Raw genomic sequence first — 19,439 nt, forward strand, 5'->3', positions numbered from 1 at the left:
CACTGCGCTTGGAGGTTGACAAACGCGCCTCGTTTATGGTCCCCAACGCCCACTTGGCCAGCTTATGTCAGGAGAGGGACGCTTGCGGAAGCCCATCGAGACCTATGAGGAATTGCGCGCGAATATCGGGCAGGAACTCGGCGTTTCCGATTGGGTGCTTGTCGACCAGAGCCGCATCGACGCCTTTGCCGACTGCACCGGCGACCGCCAGTGGATCCACGTCGATCCCGAAAGGGCGAAGCGGCGCAGCCCGTTCCGCACCACCGTGGCGCATGGCTTCCTGACATTGTCGTTGATCGGCGCGCTGGTCCAGGAAATCGGCGTGGTGCCCGAGAACACGCTTGCCGCCTTCAACTATGGCCTCGACAAGGTGCGTTTCATCTCGCCGGTGAAGGTCGGATCGCGGGTGCGCATGCGCACCGTGCTGATGTCGATGGACGACAAGGGCCCGGGCCAATATCTGCTCAAGGCCGAAAACACCATCGAGATCGAAGGCGAGGACAAGCCGGCGCTCGTCGCCGAAACGCTGGTCATGCTCTATGAGCGGCGCAAGAAGGCGACGGCCTGAGCCAGCGCCATCTTCCGCCCGGTCACGCGATCGAAATCTCGATCTCGCCGACGCCGTCGACACCGCCTGTCATGCGGTCTCCCGGCCTGACCGCGCCGACGCCCGCCGGCGTGCCGGTGTAGATCAGGTCGCCGGCCTTCAGTTCCATCGATTGACTGCAGATGGCGATCACTTCTGGGATCGACCAGATCAGTTCAGAGAGGTCGCCCTGCTGCCTGGTTTCGCCATTGACGGCGAGCCAGACGCGGCCTTTGCCGGGGTGGCCGATTTCGGACACCGGTACCAGCGGTCCGCAAGGTGCCGAGCGGTCGAAACCCTTGCCCCAGTCCCAGGGGCGGCCGAGTTTCTTGGCGGCGTCCTGCAGGTCGCGGCGGGTCAGGTCGATGCCGACGCCATAGCCCCAGACGTGGTCGAGCGCGTCGGCCGCGGCGATGTTCGAACCGCCCTTGGCGATGGCGACGACAAGCTCGATCTCGTGGTGCAGGTCGCCGGTCAGTGGCGGGTAGGGGATCGTCGCACCGCTGTCGACGACGGAGTCGGCCGGCTTGCCGAAGAAGAACGGCGGCTCGCGATCGGGATCCCTTCCCATTTCGCGGGCGTGCGCTGCGTAGTTGCGGCCGACGCAGAAGATGCGCCGTACCGGAAACCGATCCGGCGATCCGGAAACGGCTACCGAAGCTGGCTCGGGCGGAGCGATGACGAAGTTGACCAAGCAGGGCCTCCCGCAAATGTGATGACGGCTTTTGGCACGATCCGCGCGCGCATTCCACTTGCAATCTGCAGGCCGGCCACCTGCAATCTGCAGCCAGGGAAGCGGCCGTTGCCGGTGCGTAGCAAGATGGCTCAAGTCGAAGCGGCTGCGATCAGGCGTCTTTTCTGCGCTGGCATGCACGCATTGCGTGTCTGGATCCAAAAAGGCGCTTGCAGCCTGCATTTGCACGGATAGGATTTGCGCACCTGACTGGTCGGGGTCTGCCTGGCCGGTCGCGGCAACATGGGAGGTTTCATGTCGGATGTATCTTTGGTCGTGAATGGCCGAAAGGTCAGCGGCGCGGTGGAGGACCGCACGCTTCTCGTTCATTTCCTGCGTGAGCATTTGGGGCTGACCGGAACGCATGTCGGTTGCGATACGTCGCAATGCGGCGCCTGCGTCGTCCATGTCGACGGCAAGGCGATGAAGTCCTGCTCAATGCTTGCGGTACAGGCCTCGGGTTCGACTGTCACCACCATCGAAGGCCTCGCCGATGGCGCCGACCTTCATCCCGTCCAGGCGGCGTTCAAGGAACATCATGGCCTGCAGTGCGGCTTCTGCACGCCGGGCATGATCATGACGGCGACCGACATGATCCGCAGGCATCCCGAAGGCCTCGACGAGGCGACCGTGCGCGCGGAGCTCGAAGGCAACATCTGCCGCTGCACCGGTTACCACAACATCGTCAAGGCGATCCTCGCCGCTTCGAAAACGATGTCGAAGGCGTCCAAGAGCAAGGCGAAAAAGGCGGCATAGGGACAGGGGAGCGCAGGGCGAGCAGGGACATGGTCCCTTACGCCGTCGCGGTCTGCCTCCATAGCCAGCATTCGCCATCTGCTTTTTGAGTTCGGGAGGAACTGAAATGGGAATCGAAGGCATCGGCGCGCGGGTTGCGCGCAAGGAAGACAAGAGGTTCATCACAGGCGCCGGACGTTATGTCGACGACATGGTCGTGCCGGGCATGAAACACGCTGCATTCGTGCGCAGCCCGCACGCCCATGCCGACATCAAGAAGATCGAGACCAAAAAAGCCGAGGCGATGCCGGGTGTCATCGGCGTGCTGACCGGCAAGCAACTCAAGGCCGACGGCATCGGCAACCTGATCTGCGGCTGGATGATCCATTCCAAGGATGGTTCGCCGATGAAGATGGGGGCGTGGTCGCCACTGGCGGTCGACCGGGTGCGCTATGTCGGTGATGCCGTCGTCGTGGTGGTGGCCGACACCAAGGGCCAGGCGCGCGACGCCGCCGAAGCTGTCGAGATCACCTACAAGGAACGCAAGTCGGTTGCCGACGCGGTCGATGCGCTCGCCAAGGGCGCGCCGCAGCTTCATCCCGAAGCCGACGGCAACCTGATCTTCGACTGGGGCATCGGCGACGAAGCTGCGACCGACGCCGCCCTGAAGTCGGCGGCCCACATCACCCGCCTCGACATCGTCAACAACCGGCTGGTTCCGAATGCGATGGAGCCGCGCGCGGCCCTTGGCCACTACGATAAGGCCGAGGACCACTACACCTGCTGGACGACCTCGCAGAACCCGCATGTCGCCCGGCTGGTCATGAGCGCGTTCTACAATGTCGCGCCGGAAAACAAGCTGCGTGTCATCGCCCCGGACGTCGGCGGCGGCTTCGGCTCGAAGATCTACATCTATCCCGAGGAAATCGTCTGCCTGTGGGCCTCGAAACGGACCGGCGTGCCGGTCAAGTGGGTGGCCGACCGCACCGAGAGTTTCCTGACCGACGCCCATGGCCGCGACCACCACACCACGGTCGAGATGGGTTTCGACAAGAACAACAAGATCGTCGGGCTGAAGGTCGACACCATCGCCAATCTTGGCGCCTACATGTCGCTGTTTTCCTCGGCGACGCCGACCTATCTTTATGCCACGCTGCTGTCGGGTCAGTACGACATCCCGGCGATCTACGGCAATGTGCGCACCGTCTACACCAACACCGCACCGGTCGATGCCTATCGCGGCGCTGGGCGGCCGGAGGCGACCTTCGTGCTCGAGCGCACGATGGAGATCGCCGCGCGTGAGCTTGGCGTTTCGCCCGCCGAACTGCGGCGGACGAATTTCATCACCAAGTTCCCGCACCAGACGCCTGTCATCATGTGCTACGACGCCGGCGATTATGGCGCGTCGCTCGATGCGGCGATGAAGCAGGCCGACTATGCCGGCTTTGCCAAGCGCAAGACGGCTGCGGCCAAGAAGGGCAAGCTGCGCGGCATCGGCATGAGCTGCTACATCGAGGCCTGCGGCATTGCGCCGTCGGCAGCGGTGGGGTCGCTCGGCGCAGGTGTCGGCCTGTGGGAATCCGCTGAGGTGCGGGTCAATGCCGTCGGAACCATCGAGGTGCTGACCGGCTCGCACAGCCATGGCCAGGGCCATGAGACGACCTTCGCCCAGCTCGTCAACTCACGCTTCGGCGTGCCGATCGACAGCGTCTCCATCGTTCATGGCGACACCGACAAGGTGCAGATGGGCATGGGCACCTATGGCTCGCGCTCGGGCGCCGTCGGCATGTCGGCGATCGTCAAGGCGCTCGACAAGGTCGAGGCCAAGGCCAAGAAGATCGCCGCACACCTGCTCGAGGCCGACGAAGGTGACATCGTCATCGAGAACGGCCAGCTCAAGGTGGCCGGCACCGACAAGAACGTGCCGTGGTTCCAGATGGCGCTGGCCGCCTATACCGCACACAACCTGCCGCAAGGCATGGAGCCGGGCCTGAAGGAGACGGCATTCTACGATCCGTCGAACTTCACCTTCCCGGCCGGCTGCTACATCTGCGAGGTGGAGATCGATCCCGAGACGGGGAAGACCGACATCGTCCAGTTCGTCGCCGCCGACGATTTCGGCAACATCATCAATCCGATGATCGTCGAAGGGCAGGTGCATGGCGGCATCGCCCAGGGCGTCGGCCAGGCGCTGCTGGAAGGCGCTGTCTATGACGCCAGCGGCCAGCTTCTGACGGCAAGCTACATGGACTACACCATGCCGCGTGCCGACGATCTGCCGTCATTTCAGATATCGACGTCGAACACGCCCTGTCCGAGCAATCCGCTCGGCATCAAGGGCTGCGGCGAGGCCGGCGCCATCGGTTCGCCGCCGGCGGTCATCAACGCCATAACCGATGCGCTCGGCCACGACAACCTGACCATGCCGGCGACGCCGGGCAAAGTCTGGGCCGCATTGCGCGCCGGCACGAAGCACTGAGGAGGACGCACCATGTATTCCGTCAACTATCATCGCGCCACCTCGGTCGCGGACGCCGCCAAGAAGATCAAGAGCGGTGACGCTAAATATCTCGCCGGCGGCATGACGCTGATCCCGGCGATGAAGACACGGCTCGCAGCCCCCTCGGACCTGGTCGACCTGAACCACATCGCCGACCTCAAGGGCATCAAGGTCTCGGGCAAGAACGTCACCATCGGTGCGGCGACGACGCATTTCGACGTCGCCAATGACGAGAAGCTGAAAAAGATCTGCCTGGCCTTGTCGCATCTCGCCAGCCACATCGGCGATCCCGCCGTCCGGCATCGCGGCACCATCGGCGGCTCGGTCGCCAACAACGATCCGGCGGCCGACTACCCCTCGGCGCTGCTGGCGCTGGGGGCTACCGTCGTCACCAACAAGCGTCAGATCGCCGCCGACAAGTTCTTCAAGGGCCTGTTCGAAACAGCACTCAAGGACGACGAGATCGTCACCGCAGTGACCTTCACGGCGCCGGCCAGGTCGGGCTATGCCAAGTTCCCGAACCCGGCGTCGCGTTATGCCATGACCGGCGTATTCGTGACCAAGGGCAAGGATGGCGTGCGCGCGGCGGTCACCGGGGCAGGCGACGATGGCGTGTTCCGCTCCAAGGAGATCGAGGCGGCGCTGACCAGGAAGTTCGAGGCATCGGCGCTGGAAGGGGTGACGGTTCCATCAGGCAGCCTGATGGGTGACATCCATGCCACGCCGGAGTATCGCGCCAATCTGGTGGTGGTGATGGCCAAACGTGCGGTCATGGCCGCCAACGCCTGAGGCCAGCAAACGCAAAGTGCAGAGAGGGGCCTCCGGGCCCCTTTTGGCGTCAGAAAGGAAACAAGACATGGCCGTTCGTCGCATCGTCGCCAATCTCCACGCAGCCGAGCCCAGGGCAGCCCAAGCATTCTACGGCGACCTGCTCGGGCTCGACATTCTCATGGATCACGGCTGGATCCTGACCTTCGGCACCGGCGGTATGATGACACCGCAGCTCGGCGTTGCCAGCGAGGGTGGGGCGGGTACGCCGGTACCGCTGCTTTCGATCGAGGTCGACAATGTCGATGAGCTCTATGACAGGGTGAAGGCCGCACGCCTTGAGATCGTCTACGATCTTGCCGATGAGCCCTGGGGCGTCAGGCGGTTTTTTGTCCGCGACCCGTTCGGCAACATCGTCAACATCCTCGAACACCGGGCATAGAACGAAAGTCTGCGATTTCCGGACAGACATCTTGCCGGTCAGGCCTTGGCATCGGTCGCGAAGGCGGCTTACATGCCGCCGGTCATCAGCATCCTGGAGCATAGTGGAATGGCGCGTCCGATTACCTCGATCGCCGATCTTCGAGCCATCGCCAAGCGCCGGGTGCCGCGCATGTTCTACGACTATTGCGATTCCGGCTCCTGGACCGAGAGCACCTATCGCGAGAATGAGAGCGACTTCGTGCCGATCAAGCTGCGCCAGCGCGTTGCCGTCGACATGCGTGACCGTATGCTTGAAACGACGATGGCCGGCGAGACGGTGTCGATGCCGGTGGCGATCGCGCCGACCGGCCTGACCGGCATGCAGCATGCCGACGGCGAGATCCACGGCGCGCGGGCTGCCGAGAAGGCCGGCATTCCGTTCACGCTGTCGACGATGAGCATCTGCTCGATCGAAGACATCGCCGAAAACACGTCGAAGCCGTTCTGGTTCCAGCTCTATGTGATGCGCGACCGCGAGTTCGTCTCCAATCTCATCCGCCGCGCCAAGGCTGCCGGATGCTCGGCCCTGGTGCTGACGCTCGACCTGCAGATTCTCGGCCAGCGCCACAAGGACATCGTCAACGGCCTGTCGACGCCGCCGCGCATGACGGTGTCCAATATCATCAACCTGGCGACCAAGCCGCGCTGGTGCCTCAACATGCTGCGCACCAACCGGCGCACCTTCCGCAACATCGCTGGCCACGCCAAGGGCGTCACCGATCTGCGCTCGCTGTCGTCATGGACCGCCGAACAGTTCGACCCGGCGCTCAGCTGGGACGACGTGAAGTGGATCAAGGACCAGTGGGGCGGCAAGCTGATCCTCAAAGGAATCCTCGATGCTGAGGACGCCGAGAAGGCCGTGGCAAGCGGCGCCGACGCGCTGATTGTCTCCAATCATGGTGGCCGTCAGCTCGACGGCGCGATTTCCTCGATCTCGGCGCTGCCCGGCATTGTCGACGCGGTCGGCGACCGCATCGAGGTGCTGATGGATGGCGGTATCCGCTCCGGCCAGGACGTGCTCAAGGCCGTGGCCCTTGGCGCCAAGGGCGTGTTCATCGGCCGCTCGTTCCTCTATGGCCTCGGCGCCGGCGGCGAGGCGGGCGTGACCGCGTGCCTCGACATCATCCGCAAGGAGCTCGATATCACCATGGCCTTCTGCGGCCTGCGCGACATCAAGGACGTCGACAGCCGCATCATCGCCCGGCGCTGAGGATCCCGGCGGCACCAGCCCCGTCGACGCGCGAGCCGCGCCCTTGAGCGTCGTCGTCAATTCCATGAAGCGGACGTCGATGTTCCGACCACCCCAGGCTGGCCTTGTGTCGCGGAAGGTTCGAACCTCGGCGCTGCCATGCTTCTGAAGGAGGCAGACAGGCCTGGGCTTTCCCAAAGCTTCGGCGCACGGCATGTTGCGCCGGCGCCGGAGGGCCTGCACCGGCGTGGGTTCAGGCCTGCCACCGATGCGCTGCGACTGAGCGATGCCGAGGAAGGTCGCGCGGCTGCCGGGTCGGAGGCTGGGTTTTGCCGCGTGCATGGACAAGGAGGTTCTCGGATGATTGCGGCCTCGCGCATATGCTCGGCTGAATGAAGCCGCTGCTTCACCGGGCCGCCGGCAGGGCGGCATTGAAGGCGAAACGCGTCGGGCTGATCGCGCTTGGCACCCTCATGCTCGTCCTCGGCATCGTCGGCGCCTTCCTGCCGGTCATGCCGACGACGATCTTCCTGATCCTGGCGGCCTGGTGCTTCGGGCGTTCGTCGCCGCGCATCGAGGCGTGGATGCTCAACCATCCCCGCTTCGGCCCGACCCTGCGCGACTGGCGGCAATATGGGGCCGTGCCGCGCAAGGCCAAGATCCTTGCCTTGCTGGGCATGGCATCGGGCTATGGCCTGTTCCTTGTCGGCACCAGGCCTGCGCCGCCGTTGGCTGTCGTGGTTGCCACATGCATCGTGGCGGCCGCCATCTATGTCGCCACGCGACCCGAACGGAATGGCGCGGATGACCCCGCCGATGGCACTGAAGCGTCGCCCCGGCCGGCGCGGCAGAACGAAGATGTCTGAGCCCGGAACTGAACGGGGCCGGCTCTTGGCACGCTCAGGTCGCGCCGGCCGGGTACGGCTGCAACTGCTGAATCTTGCGAAATCCACCGATGTCGCCGTGAGGCACAAGACTGGTTGTCCTCCAGCGCATCTCCCGGCGAAGTTTCGAAGGAATAATGAACTACGCAATGGCGAAACCCAGGACATATCGATCTGAGCGGATCGCAATTGCATCGAGCAAATATCTTCCGCAGTCCCCTTTGGCTCGACTGCTTGCTTCTGTTTTGGAAAACTACCGTCCTAGCCGGTCGCTTCGGGCGGCGCTTCATTTTTCCAGCCGGCGAGCTCCGGTAGGTCATCAAGCCAACTTTTCTCCGACATCGAGGCATCTCCGGTCTGCGGTGCAGCCTCAGCGGCGTTCTGAATGAGCCAGTCCACCCACTTCCGATAGGCAGCCTGGTTGAGTTGGGGCGGCAACACCTTGGCCTTGGCCAGCATGCGTTTGCGGAAACTGACTTGCCGGCGAAGTTTGGTCGTCGTGAACTTGATCGACTTGCCTTGGTATTCAACCGTCCAGCGCCCATCCCCATGGCTGGCGAGCCTGTCAATGGCGAAATCGACATCGACCGGCCTGTCCCGCCAGGGAAGCTCGATGGCCTTCTTTCTCAGGTCGATAGCCCATCGCCGGTAGTCGGCGCCGGCACGCTGGGGCGGCAGTACACCAGCTTGTTCGAGTATCTTCCTTCGGAAGGTAGGCTGCTTCTTGATCTGGCCCGTCGTCAGTTCGATGCGATGCCCCCGGAATTCGACGTGCCACCGGATCCTCCCGTTGCCGAAATACTTTACCAGCCTGTCGATGACGAACTCGTCATCGCTAGGCGTCGCGCATCCCTGCTTGATGCTCTCGAAAATGTACTGACTATCGGTGGGCATGACGTGGCCTCGTGCAGGACCTTTCGGTGGCTTAGAGATCTAGAAGATATAGGACCAATTTCCCAATTTTATCATGATCTTTGTTGTGGATTTGTTGGCTAGCGTTCGTGAATTAATTTTGAATTTTGTGCCTCGCACACGCCTTTTGCTGCTATTGCCGTCGCAAAAGTCGTTTCTAAGCTTATGGGAATTTAACTCGCGGTCCGCAATATCCTTCATAGGCCGGCCGCGGTGTATGAAAGAACGCGGCGAGACTTTCCTCGCTGTCGGTGACGATTTTCTCCGCCGTGGCTGGCAGCTGTGAGAAGGCGCGGGCAAAATCGTCAAGTTCGATGGGGTTGTCCTTCATGGCGGGGCCATCAAGTCGGAGCAGCCGGTCCCGGCCGATCAACAGTCCGGCTTGCCCCAAGGCATTCTGGCTTTGCAGCCGCATGGAGGCCGCAGCCTATCTTGGCCTTGGGTAAAGGCGAAGTCCCGTTCAACACAGCCAAGACAAAGGATGCCGACGTGATGGCGGCCAATCTCGTAGCAGGCGAGCGCGTCCACAAGCAGGGTCATGACAGGGTTGTTCGCCCAGACGCCGCCATCGGCAAATTGGTGGTCGTCGTTCTCAGAGGCTGAGAAGAGGGTTGGTGCGGCTGCGGTGGCCAGCGCGACATCGACCATCTTCTCTGGCCAGTCCAGCTTGTAAGCGGGGAGGTGCGGCGTCTTGAACAATGTCACTTCGTTGAATTCGTCGAAAGCGGGCATGACCAATCGCCGCTCGGCGTCGCCGACACCTTCACGAAACGTCTCTGTTGAGGGCGCTGCTCGTGATCTGCGGCTGTGTTGCGGTTGGGGAAGAGGATCGCCTGGGACAAGGCCCGATATCTTTCGTGGCGAACTCGGCTTCGCAGAGCATATCCAGGCCGTTCTGCGATGGATGATGTGGAAGGGATGAGGCAACCGACGCGCAGTCGGGCAGTGGCTGAATGTCTGAATGCGCCCCAATTCGCGCCGTTCATGGCTGTTGTCGACGATCCGGGCAGGCGCCATTCCTTCTGCGTGGTAAATTGATGGCCCTGCCACGCCCATGAGCTGGAGCTTCCCCATGCGGGTCGTCATCTTCGCACCGTCGAACGTCCACTCACTGGAACTCGCCGGCCTTATGGACGTATTCGCCGAAGCGAACGCCCGCGCCGGCAAAATGTCCTATGAGGTTTCTGTCGTTGCCGAAAATGATCGCACGATCCGCTGCGCGTCAGGGCTGAGAGTGCTGCCCGACTCCGCCTTCGACTCCTACCCGGGTAGCCCTGATACCTTGCTGGTGGCCGGGAGCGTCGGCGTTCCTCATGACCCAGGCAGGCAGGTCATCGACTGGTTGACCAGGACGGCCGCCCACGCGCGCCGCTTTGGCTCAGTATGTACAGGGGCATTCGTGCTTGGCGAAGCTGGTCTGCTCACAGGCCGGCGGGTCGCCACGCATTGGCAGTTCGCGTCTCTGCTTGCGGAGCGCTTCCCCGAGGCGCGTGTGGAGGGCGACCGGGTTTTCGTCCGTGACGGCTCGATGATCACCTCGGCGGGGTCTAGCGCGGCGATTGATCTCGGCCTTTCCCTCGTCGAGGAGGACCTCGGCCGGGAAGTGGCGCTCTACGTGGCCCGCCGGTTGGTCGTGTTCCTGAAGCGACCGGGCGACCAGTCACAGTTCAGCGTGCATCTGGCGGCACAGGCGATAGACCGCAGCCGGCTCTACAACGTCCAGCAATATGTTCTGAACCATCCTGCGGCGGATCTTTCGGTGACTGCCTTGGCGAAGATCGCCGCGATGAGCGCGCGCAACTTCACGCGCGTTTTTTCGCAGGAGGTCGGGATATCGCCATCCGACTATGTCAACCTGACGCGCCTCGATGTTGCACGCTTCCTCCTGGAAGGCAGCCGGCTGCCGGTCGCAACGATCGCCCAGAGGAGCGGCTTCGGGTCGGCGCGGGCGATGCGCCGCGCCTTTCTCGAGCATCTTGGCTCGACGCCCTCCGAGTATCGAGACCGCTTTCGAAGCTCGGGAGACGGGTCAAGACCCACTTTGTCCGAAACCGGCTGACTGTTGTCTGGAAACGGCCCTTCGCAAGCATTGCGCTGCTGCGCGGAACCGCGCCATTGCTTGAGCCATGAACGATTTCATGGAACTCACCCCGGCGGATTTCACTGGCCTCAGGCGGCCCGGTGGCAGCCAGGCGAGCCCCGTATCCAACGCAGTACTTCGGCTGGTCGTTCGGAAACTGGTCGAGGAACTGACTGACGGCATCGTGATCGCCCGTGTTTCAGCAGGCAACGCGCCTCTTCTTTACGTGAACAGGGCTTTCGAAAACCTGACGGGATACGAGCGGCACGAAGTACTCGGCAAGGATTGCCGCTACCTGCAGGGAAACAACCGCGACCAGCCGGAAGTTGCGCGCATCCGTGCAGCCATTGCGGCCCGGGTGTCGGTAGACGTCACGCTGCGAAACTATCGGAAAGACGGCTCGGCCTTCTGGAACCGCCTCAGCCTCAGACCCATCGCGGTCGTCGGGGAACAGCTCTACCTCGGCATTCTTCGAGACGTGTCGGCCATTCGTCAGACGGAGATCGACCTGGATCGCGCAGCCAACTTCGACGTCGCCACGGGGTGCCTCAACCGCCAATCATTCATCGTGGCGGCGGAAAGATGCTTCGCGACGCATTCCGGTCGGGCGCTGATCGTAAAGCTCGACATCATCGGTTTCCACGACATCAATGCCGGATACGGGTTCGAAGTCGGCGACGCGCTGCTGCTTGAGACCGGCCGCCGGCTGCGGGAAACCGGGGCGGCGACGGTCGCCCGGATGGGCGCAAACGAGTTCGCATTGGCCTTCGAACTGCCTGATGAAGCGAGCGCGCAGCCCATTGTGAGCCACATTTCCATTGCGCTTGACCATGACTTCGTGGTCCCGGGGGCGAGCGTCTCGCTGCGCTTTGCAATTGGCTATGCCATCGGGGAACCTGGCGGCAGTGCAATCGCGCTGGTTCGAAATGCCGGCACCGCGCTGCAGGCGGCCAAGTCCGATCAGCTCGGCGGGCCTCGCCCGTTTCTGGGCGCCGACCAGGAGGAGGCTCGCCTCCGCGTCCGGTTGACCCGCGAGCTGAAGGTCGCCATCGCGAACAACGAGTTCGTCTATCATTTTCAACCCCAGATTGACCTCTCGTCCGGCGAATGGGTGGGTGCGGAAGCGCTGCTACGGTGGAACCATCCCCTTTTCGGCAGCCAGCCGCCGAGCCGTTTCATAGAAGCGGCCGAGCGCACCGGTCTGCTCCTGGACCTCGGCGAACGCGGCCTCTTCGCCGTGGCGGACTTCGCCCGGCGAGTCAACGAGCACCGCGACAGGCCGTTGCGCTTTTCGGTGAACGTGTCCGCCACGGAATTCCTTCACCGCGATATGGCGGAATTGGTGGATCGGGTTCTGCGGCAGACCGGTGCAGAACCAGCCTGGCTGACGCTGGAGATCACCGAGAGCATGCTCCTCAACGACACGCCCGGCGTGCTGGAGGCGTTCCGACGGCTGCGCGATCTCGGCATCGGCCTCTCCGTCGACGATTTTGGGACCGGCTATTCGAGCCTACGACTGCTCGAGACGTTTCCGGTGACCGAAATCAAGATTGACCGGAGCTTCGTCGGCGAACTCGCCGCGAGTCCTTCGAAGATGGTTATCGTCCGCGCCATCAGCGATCTTGGGCGCGCTCTGGGTCTTACCGTTGTGGCGGAAGGGGTGGAGACCGAGGCCCAGCGCGCGCTACTCGCCGGGATGGGATGTCCTATCGGCCAGGGCTACCTCTTCGGGTTTCCGGCCGATGAAGAAAGCTTCACAGCGAATTTGTGCCGAGCAAGGCCGAGCGGACGCAATTGAAGGGCAGCTATGATTGTTGTCCAGTCAAAAGCTGACCTACCATTGTCGACCTAAAGGCGCCAGCCAGCAACCTAATGGCGGCGATCCCGTATTGTTCCAATGTGAATTGATATTGCGATCTTCCAGGTCAGGACAAGAAAAAACCTATTCATCTGATGGCCCGCCGTTGAATAGGTTGTACAGGTCAATGCCAAGCGCGTTAAAGTATTGGTAGCGACGTCATTGGAGGAAATATGTGGGTTCGATCTCGCAGATCTGAGACGCGCGATTGTTCTTGACCGGCGAGCCGCTCCTTGAAGGCTCTCGCGCATCCGAGATGCGTGCCCAAGCAGCGACTGTCAGCCGATCCAGCTCTCCCGCGCAGTCTACGCCGCTTAGAACTTGTAGCTGATGCCCGCCCGCACGGTGTGCTCGTTGAGTTCGATCTTCACACCTTGCGGAAACGTCTCGGAACCGAAATCGGCGTAACGATACTCAAGGCGGCCGATCCAGTTGTCGGTGAACGTATGCTCGATGCCGGCACCCACGGTCCAGCCGATGAACGTCTTGCTTTCGTCATAGGCAAACTCCGACATCTTCACGAAGGCATTTGCAAAGGCAACGCCACCGGTTGCGAAAAGCAGCGTCCGGTCCATCGCGTAGCCGGCACGAAGGCGCGCACTGCCTTGCCAATTGGTTCCGGCCTCGGCGGGAATGTCGACTGGCGGGAAATCGGGAGCGTTGAACGTGAAGAGCAGATCCCGCGTGGTCCAGGCGTGTTCGATGTCCGCCTCGATACCGGCGACGAAACTGCCATTGAGCTGCCAATTGTAACCCGCGTGGACGCCCAACACTCCATTGTCGAAACCTTCGACGTCGAACGGCGCGTCTGAATCTACATTGACCACGCCATTGAGCCAGGCGTAGCCGCCATGCAGGCCGACATAGCCGCCGGTCCAGACAAAACCTGCAGGCGCGGCTGCAGGCTCGTAGGCAACCACGTCGGCGGCAAATGTACTGCCTGCAGCAATAAACAGGATGGTCGAAGCGAGAAGAAACGTCTTCATGAAAAGACCCCGAGAGTGACGGGGCACAACACGGCAACTCTTCATTGCCTGGAAACCTGATTGCTGCACACCCTGCGGTGCGTGATAGGGGCTAGCTCCGCGTCCGGTAAACGACCAAATCTGGTGCCATCTTGCCGCGTAGCTGTTCTCTTCTCATTTCGTTCCCACCATAGGGACGGCGGAGTGGCTGCCTGTGAAGACTTTTGTCGGCAGTTCCTGCCTATTGGGTGAAGCTTGCCACCGGAATGCCAACAAGTAGTCGTTGGCGCATCCGCAGGTGCTCATGGTCACTGTCATTCATTCCGTGAGATGGTCGGCTCCCTTGCCGCCCTTGGCAAGAACCTGGACCGTCCAAGTCCTGTTCTGCCGCCAAGGATGGTTGGTCGGTCGGTGGAAACGGGCTGCCAACATTCTGTTCGCGAAGGCCGACTATGGAAGCGATCGCTCCGGCTGGGCGAAGGTGACCCCTGTAGGCACTGGGAATGCCAGCGAGAAGATACAGGTTTTCAAAGGCAACACGCGGCCCTTCAGCTCAACTCCACCTCATGGGCGCTAGCTGAGGTCAGCTTTTTGCGATTGCTGACCCAGCATTTGACAGGTCGCATTTGCGCTGGGTCAAAGCTCGTCCCGTCAATTGGGGCTATGAGATGATGCAAGGGACGGCAGTTGGCCGTTCGACAATGGAGACGATTCCAATGAAGCTGGTAGCATCTCTGTCCTTGGCGACCTATCCGGACGCGAATTCCTCGAAGATCGTGGCGCATGCGGTCGCCCTCGTCAAACAGATCGACGCGGCGCTCCATGCTGTCGCCATTGATGTCGACATTCCCGACGTTTCGAACGCGCTGTCGAGCTACTTTCTCGATCTTCCCCACCAGATACAAGACGCCGAGGCGACCAGTCGCAAGCGCGGCAGCGATCTGCTGGAGGCAATTGCACAAGAAGCTGCGCGTAGCGGTGTAACGGTCACCACTCAGGAGTTGACCGCCCCACCTGCCTTGATGGGGGATGTGGCTGCAAAGCACTCCCGCTATTTCGATCTCTGTCTGGTTGGCTGGGAACCTGCCAACCAGACGGCACGAATGATAGCCGAGGCGATTCTGTTCGGCTCGGGTAGGCCGACCCTCCTCCTTCCCGAGTCTGTTGATGTTGGGTTGCTTGGACATGTCGTGATCGCCTGGGACGGCAGCCGAGTGGCCGCACGGGCAGTTGCTGACGCGCGGGCGTTTCTCGAACGCGCCTCCATGATCACCGTCGTGACCGTGACCGACGAAAAGCCGCTTCCGGCACAGCGCATCGGCGAACGCCTTGCGCTGGGCTTGAAGACGCGTGGTCTGGTGGCTGAGGCTGCCACTATCCAGGCAGGCGACAGTTCAATCGGCGCAGCTCTTCAGGAGCATGCTCTCAGGATCGGCGGCAATCTGCTTGTCATGGGCGGGTATGGTCACTCGCGCGTCAGGGATTTCGTGCTTGGCGGTGCCACTGACGGCATTCTTGCGGATTTGCGCCTGCCTGTGCTGCTTTCGCATTAGGTCGACGGAGATGAGAGGCGAGACGGAACCTGTCCTGCGTTTCCACGGCGCAGCCCATAGCGTCACCGGCTCATGTTATGAGATCGAGACGCCGTATTCGCGCATACTCATCGACTGCGGCCTGTTCCAGGGATCGAAGTCCGAACGGGAATTGAATTATGGCGCATTCCCGTTTCCACCGGGCGCGATTGACGCTGTCATCCTGACGCACGCGCATATCGACCACAGCGGTCTTTTGCCGAAACTGGTCAAACAGGGTTTTTGCGGTCCGATCCATACGACGCGCGCCACCATCGATCTTTGCTCGGTCATGCTGCCGGATGCGGCACATATCCAGGAAATGGAAGTCGAGCAGTTGAATCGCCGCAACGCGCAACGCGGGCGGCCGCTGGTCGAGACGATCTACAGTCAGCAGGATACTGCCACCTGCATGACACTGTTTCGAGCCTTGGAGTATGGCGAATGGAACACCGTCGCCGAAGGCCTCCGCGCCCGCTTCTGGAACGCTGGCCATCTGCTTGGTTCGGCATCGGCAGAGCTCGAAATCGACCGGCACGATGCGCCCCTGCGCCTCATTTTTTCGGGTGACATCGGCCCAGGTCATAAGCTGCTTCAGGCCAGTCCCGAGGGGCCTGCCGACGTTGACTATCTGATCTGCGAAGCGACGTATGGCGACCGCGACCGACCGGACGTCTCACCCGAGCAGCGGCGATCCCAGCTCGGTGAGATCGTGCGTGGCGCCGCCGAGGCCGGCGGCCCGCTGATCATTCCGTCCTTCGCTGTCGAGAGGACGCAAGAACTGCTGGTCGACCTGTATCTACTCATGCAGGCTGGTACCGTGCCGATGGTTCCAGTCTTTGTCGATTCGCCTCTGGCGACGCGCGCCAGCACGATTTTTGAACGGCACGCCGATGACATCGAGCGAGGCAACGTGTTGCGCCAGGCTCTCAGCTCAAAGGAGTTGCGGTTCACCGAGACGGTGGAGCAGAGCAAGGCGATCAATCGCCTGACGGGCTTCTTCGTGGTGATCGCCGCTAGCGGCATGTGTGACGCGGGACGCATTCGCCATCATCTCAAGGCGAACCTATGGCGCAGGAACGCAACGGTGATGATCGCTGGATACCAGGCCCAAGGATCGCTCGGCAGAATCCTGCTCGACGGGGCGCAGCGCGTGCGCATTCAGGGCGAAGAGGTCGAGGTCAAGGCACATATTTGTCTGTTCGACCTTTATTCCGGCCATGCCGATGCCGGCGAACTGGTCGCCTGGGTCCAGGCTCGAACTCCGGTGAGGCATGCGGTTTTCCTGACACATGGCGAGGATTCGGGGCTCGCTGGCCTCAGCCAGCGTCTGCAGGGATTGATCCCTTTTGACCGGATCATCGTACCCAGGCTGGATGACGCCTTCCAATTGACGCCGAGCGGCAGTTTGCCGATCGCTGCCAGCCAGCCGCGCCGGCTACAGCCGGAAAGGGTTGCCCGCCTTGACTGGCACAACGATCTTTCAAAACTTCTCCTGGACGTCACCGAGGCTATCGATGCCGCAGCCGATGAACGCGGTCGCGCTGCCATCATCAGACGAATGCGGAGAGCGCTCAACAACAAGGCTGCATAGAGACCGCGACGCGATGAACTGAAAGCGCGGACGGGCGTTGGTATCGATGTGGTGCAGATCAACGAACATAGGCTCATGCCGCAATCCGGCGACAGGGGGCGAGCAGGCGATGGGAGCCAGACATGACCGAGCACACGACAACTCCAGCACCCGATGGCCGGCTGTCCGATCGCGAGCTGCACGATATCGATGCCTATTGGCGCGCCGCGAACTATCTGACGATTGGCCAGATCTACCTGCTCGACAATCCGCTGCTGCGCGAGCCGTTGCGGCTGGAGCACGTCAAGCCGCGTCTCCTCGGCCATTGGGGAACGTCGCCGGGGCTGAGTTTCATCTATGCGCACCTCAATCGCATCATCCGGCTCAGGGACAGCAATGTGATCTATGTCTGCGGTCCCGGTCATGGCGGCCCGGCGATGGTGGCGAACACCTATTTGGAGGGAACTTATAGCGAGCTCAATCCGGACATTGCGATGGACGAGCAGGGGCTGTGCAAGCTGTTTCGGCAGTTCTCATTTCCCGGCGGCATTCCAAGCCATGCAGCACCTGATGTGCCCGGCTCGATCCACGAGGGCGGCGAGTTGGGCTACTCGCTCTCGCATGCCTACGGCGCGGCCTTCGACAATCCGGATCTCGTGGTTGCCTGCGTCGTCGGTGACGGCGAGGCTGAAACGGGACCACTGGCGGCCGCGTGGCATTCCAACAAGTTCCTTAACCCGGCGCGCGACGGGGCAGTCCTGCCGATCCTGCATCTGAATGGCTACAAGATCGCCAATCCAACCATTCTGGCCCGCATTCCCGAAGACGAATTGCGCGCACTGTTTGCCGGTTACGGCTATGAGCCGCTGTTCGTGGAAGGCCATGAGCCAGCCCTGATGCATGAGCGCCTGGCGAGCGTGCTCGACGACGCGTTTGATCGGATACAGGCTATCCAGCATGCCGCACGCAACGGCTCCGCAACGACCGCGCCACGACCTGAATGGCCAATGATCGTATTGCGGAGCCCCAAGGGTTGGACAGGCCCGAAAGAGGTCGACGGCCTGAAGACCGAGGGCTTCTGGCGGTCCCACCAGGTTCCTTTGTCAGGTCTTGCGGAAAACCCCGCCCATCTCAAGCTGCTCGAAGAATGGCTGAAAAGCTACCGGCCCGAGGAATTGTTCGACCCTGCGGGCGCTCCGGTTGCCTCGATCCGCGCCACTGCACCTTTGGCGACGAGACGCATGAGCGCCAACCCGCATGCCAATGGCGGCCTGCTGCGCAGGTCTCTCGACCTTCCCAGGTTACAGGACCACGCCGTTGCGCTCGAGCGCCCTGGTGCTGTCAAGTCCGAGTCGACGCGGGTCATGGGCCGTTTCCTGCGCGATGTCATGCAGTTGAACGAGGCCGCCAAGAACTTTCGCATCGTCGGCCCGGACGAGACTGCCTCGAACCGTCTCCAGGACGTGTTTGAAGTGACCGAGCGCGGCTGGATGGAGAAGATCCTGCCGGAAGACGTTCATCTCGGGCGTGAGGGCAGGGTTCTAGAAATCCTCTCCGAGCACACCTGCCAGGGTTGGCTCGAAGGCTACCTGCTCACCGGGCGCCATGGCCTGTTTTCCTGCTACGAGGCGTTCATCCACATCGTCGATTCCATGTTCAACCAACACGCGAAGTGGCTGGATGCCTGCAACGAGATTCCGTGGCGGCGGCCAATCGCATCGCTGAACTACCTGTTGTCGAGCCATGTCTGGCATCAGGAACACAACGGCTTCAGCCATCAGGATCCCGGCTTCATCGACGTCGCCCTTAACAAGAAGGCCGACATTGTGCGCGTCTATCTGCCGCCGGACGCCAATACTTTGCTCTGCGTGACCGACCATGTGCTGCAGACCTGGAACCGCATCAACGTCATCGTCGCCGGCAAGCCGCCGTCTTGGCAGTGGCTGTCGATGGACAAGGCAATTGTTCACTGCAGGGCAGGGATCGGCATCTGGGACTGGGCGTCGACGGACAATGGGGCCGAGCCCGACGTGGTGATGGCTTGCGCCGGCGACGTCCCGACCCTGGAGACGCTGGCCGCTGTGCAGATCTTAAGGCAACACCTTCCTGATGTCAGGATCAGGGTGGTCAATGTCGTCGACCTGATGACACTTCAGCCAAAGGAACATCACCCGCACGGCTTATCGGATCGCGAGTTCGATGCGCTGTTCACCGTCGATAAGCCGATCATCTTTGCCTATCACGGCTATCCTTGGACGATCCATCGTCTGACCTATCGACGCACCAACCACGGAAACATCCATGTGCGCGGCTACAATGAGGAGGGCACGACGACAACCCCGTTCGACATGACGGTCCTGAACGGCCTCGACCGCTTCCATATCGTCCAAAGCGTCCTTGACTGGGTTCCGCGCCTGAAGAGCGCCCGGGTCGCGTTGAAGCAGGCGATGGACAGCAAGCTGCTTGAACACCGGGCCTATATTCGCGCCCATGGGCAGGATATGCCGGAAATCCTTGACTGGAAGTGGAAACAGGATGCCGATGCCGGCCCGAAACGTCCAGATTGAAAGGATGCCCATCCGCAGAAGCACAGGGACGGCAA

The 19,439-nt window shown here is 62.0% G+C and carries 17 protein-coding genes and 1 pseudogene; 13 read left to right on the forward strand and 5 right to left on the reverse strand.

Annotated features, from left to right (window positions below):
* The first annotated feature begins 64 nt into the window (after positions 1–64).
* On the forward strand, positions 65–568 hold the full coding sequence (locus DY201_RS13945; RefSeq protein ID WP_115731714.1) for a MaoC family dehydratase: 504 nt from the start codon (positions 65–67) through the stop codon (positions 566–568).
* Between the two features lie 22 nt (positions 569–590).
* On the opposite strand, the gene DY201_RS13950 is transcribed toward DY201_RS13945, so the two are convergent.
* A complete protein-coding gene (locus tag DY201_RS13950; RefSeq protein ID WP_115731715.1) occupies positions 591–1,280 on the reverse strand; it encodes a fumarylacetoacetate hydrolase family protein in 690 nt (229 codons plus the stop codon).
* A gap of 294 nt (positions 1,281–1,574) precedes the next feature.
* Here DY201_RS13950 and DY201_RS13955 point away from each other — a divergent pair, with 294 nt between their 5' ends.
* From DY201_RS13955 to DY201_RS13985, 7 genes and pseudogenes are all read left to right on the forward strand, one after another.
* Positions 1,575–2,075 (forward strand): (2Fe-2S)-binding protein, encoded by a 501-nt coding sequence (locus tag DY201_RS13955; protein ID WP_115731716.1) that lies wholly within the window; start codon positions 1,575–1,577, stop codon positions 2,073–2,075.
* A 106-nt stretch (positions 2,076–2,181) separates the two neighbouring features.
* The gene (locus DY201_RS13960) at positions 2,182–4,533 is read left to right on the forward strand and encodes a xanthine dehydrogenase family protein molybdopterin-binding subunit (protein ID WP_115731717.1); all 2,352 of its coding nucleotides are present in this window, start codon (positions 2,182–2,184) and stop codon (positions 4,531–4,533) included.
* 12 nt (positions 4,534–4,545) lie between these two features.
* The gene (locus DY201_RS13965; RefSeq protein WP_115731718.1) at positions 4,546–5,343 is read left to right on the forward strand and encodes an FAD binding domain-containing protein; all 798 of its coding nucleotides are present in this window, start codon (positions 4,546–4,548) and stop codon (positions 5,341–5,343) included.
* A 67-nt stretch (positions 5,344–5,410) separates the two neighbouring features.
* Positions 5,411–5,764, forward strand: a complete 354-nt coding sequence (locus tag DY201_RS13970) for a VOC family protein (RefSeq protein ID WP_115731719.1) — start codon at positions 5,411–5,413, stop codon at positions 5,762–5,764.
* A gap of 108 nt (positions 5,765–5,872) precedes the next feature.
* A complete protein-coding gene (locus tag DY201_RS13975; protein WP_115733786.1) occupies positions 5,873–7,015 on the forward strand; it encodes an alpha-hydroxy acid oxidase in 1,143 nt (380 codons plus the stop codon).
* 27 nt (positions 7,016–7,042) lie between these two features.
* Positions 7,043–7,390, forward strand: a pseudogene (locus tag DY201_RS29735) (hypothetical protein); the annotation flags it as partial.
* Positions 7,387–7,860 (forward strand): YbaN family protein, encoded by a 474-nt coding sequence (locus DY201_RS13985; RefSeq protein ID WP_115731720.1) that lies wholly within the window; start codon positions 7,387–7,389, stop codon positions 7,858–7,860. The pseudogene DY201_RS29735 and the gene DY201_RS13985, both read left to right, overlap by 4 nt.
* 279 nt (positions 7,861–8,139) lie before the next feature.
* Here DY201_RS13985 and DY201_RS13990 read toward each other — a convergent pair whose 3' ends face one another.
* The 3 genes from DY201_RS13990 to DY201_RS29050 form a co-directional block, all read right to left on the reverse strand.
* The gene (locus DY201_RS13990) at positions 8,140–8,772 is read right to left on the reverse strand and encodes a hypothetical protein (protein WP_115731721.1); all 633 of its coding nucleotides are present in this window, start codon (positions 8,770–8,772) and stop codon (positions 8,140–8,142) included.
* 181 nt (positions 8,773–8,953) lie between these two features.
* A complete protein-coding gene (locus tag DY201_RS29045) occupies positions 8,954–9,121 on the reverse strand; it encodes a hypothetical protein (RefSeq protein WP_165915878.1) in 168 nt (55 codons plus the stop codon).
* A 38-nt stretch (positions 9,122–9,159) separates the two neighbouring features.
* Positions 9,160–9,522 (reverse strand): patatin-like phospholipase family protein, encoded by a 363-nt coding sequence (locus tag DY201_RS29050; protein WP_165915877.1) that lies wholly within the window; start codon positions 9,520–9,522, stop codon positions 9,160–9,162.
* Positions 9,523–9,862: 340 nt separating this feature from the next.
* Between DY201_RS29050 and DY201_RS14000 the strand changes: the two genes are divergently transcribed.
* Both DY201_RS14000 and DY201_RS14005 read left to right on the forward strand, forming a co-directional pair.
* Positions 9,863–10,849, forward strand: coding sequence for a GlxA family transcriptional regulator (locus tag DY201_RS14000; protein ID WP_115733787.1), 987 nt, complete (start codon positions 9,863–9,865; stop codon positions 10,847–10,849).
* Between the two features lie 67 nt (positions 10,850–10,916).
* Positions 10,917–12,668, forward strand: a complete 1,752-nt coding sequence (locus DY201_RS14005; protein WP_115731722.1) for a putative bifunctional diguanylate cyclase/phosphodiesterase — start codon at positions 10,917–10,919, stop codon at positions 12,666–12,668.
* A 374-nt stretch (positions 12,669–13,042) separates the two neighbouring features.
* Here the strand turns inward: DY201_RS14005 and DY201_RS14010 are convergent, their stop codons facing one another.
* On the reverse strand, positions 13,043–13,714 hold the full coding sequence (locus tag DY201_RS14010; RefSeq protein ID WP_165915876.1) for an outer membrane protein: 672 nt from the start codon (positions 13,712–13,714) through the stop codon (positions 13,043–13,045).
* Positions 13,715–14,409: 695 nt separating this feature from the next.
* Here DY201_RS14010 and DY201_RS14015 point away from each other — a divergent pair.
* The 3 genes from DY201_RS14015 (at position 14,410) to DY201_RS14025 (ending at position 19,404) form a co-directional block, all read left to right on the forward strand.
* Positions 14,410–15,246 carry a universal stress protein gene (locus tag DY201_RS14015; RefSeq protein ID WP_115731724.1) on the forward strand — a complete coding sequence of 279 codons (837 nt, stop codon included), beginning with the start codon at positions 14,410–14,412 and terminating at the stop codon, positions 15,244–15,246.
* Between the two features lie 10 nt (positions 15,247–15,256).
* The gene (locus tag DY201_RS14020) at positions 15,257–16,858 is read left to right on the forward strand and encodes an MBL fold metallo-hydrolase (protein ID WP_115731725.1); all 1,602 of its coding nucleotides are present in this window, start codon (positions 15,257–15,259) and stop codon (positions 16,856–16,858) included.
* Positions 16,859–16,980: 122 nt separating this feature from the next.
* A complete protein-coding gene (locus DY201_RS14025; RefSeq protein WP_115731726.1) occupies positions 16,981–19,404 on the forward strand; it encodes a phosphoketolase family protein in 2,424 nt (807 codons plus the stop codon).
* Positions 19,405–19,439 lie beyond the last annotated feature (35 nt).

The organism is Aminobacter aminovorans, from assembly GCF_900445235.1.
Taxonomy (GTDB): Bacteria; Pseudomonadota; Alphaproteobacteria; order Rhizobiales; family Rhizobiaceae; genus Aminobacter; species Aminobacter aminovorans.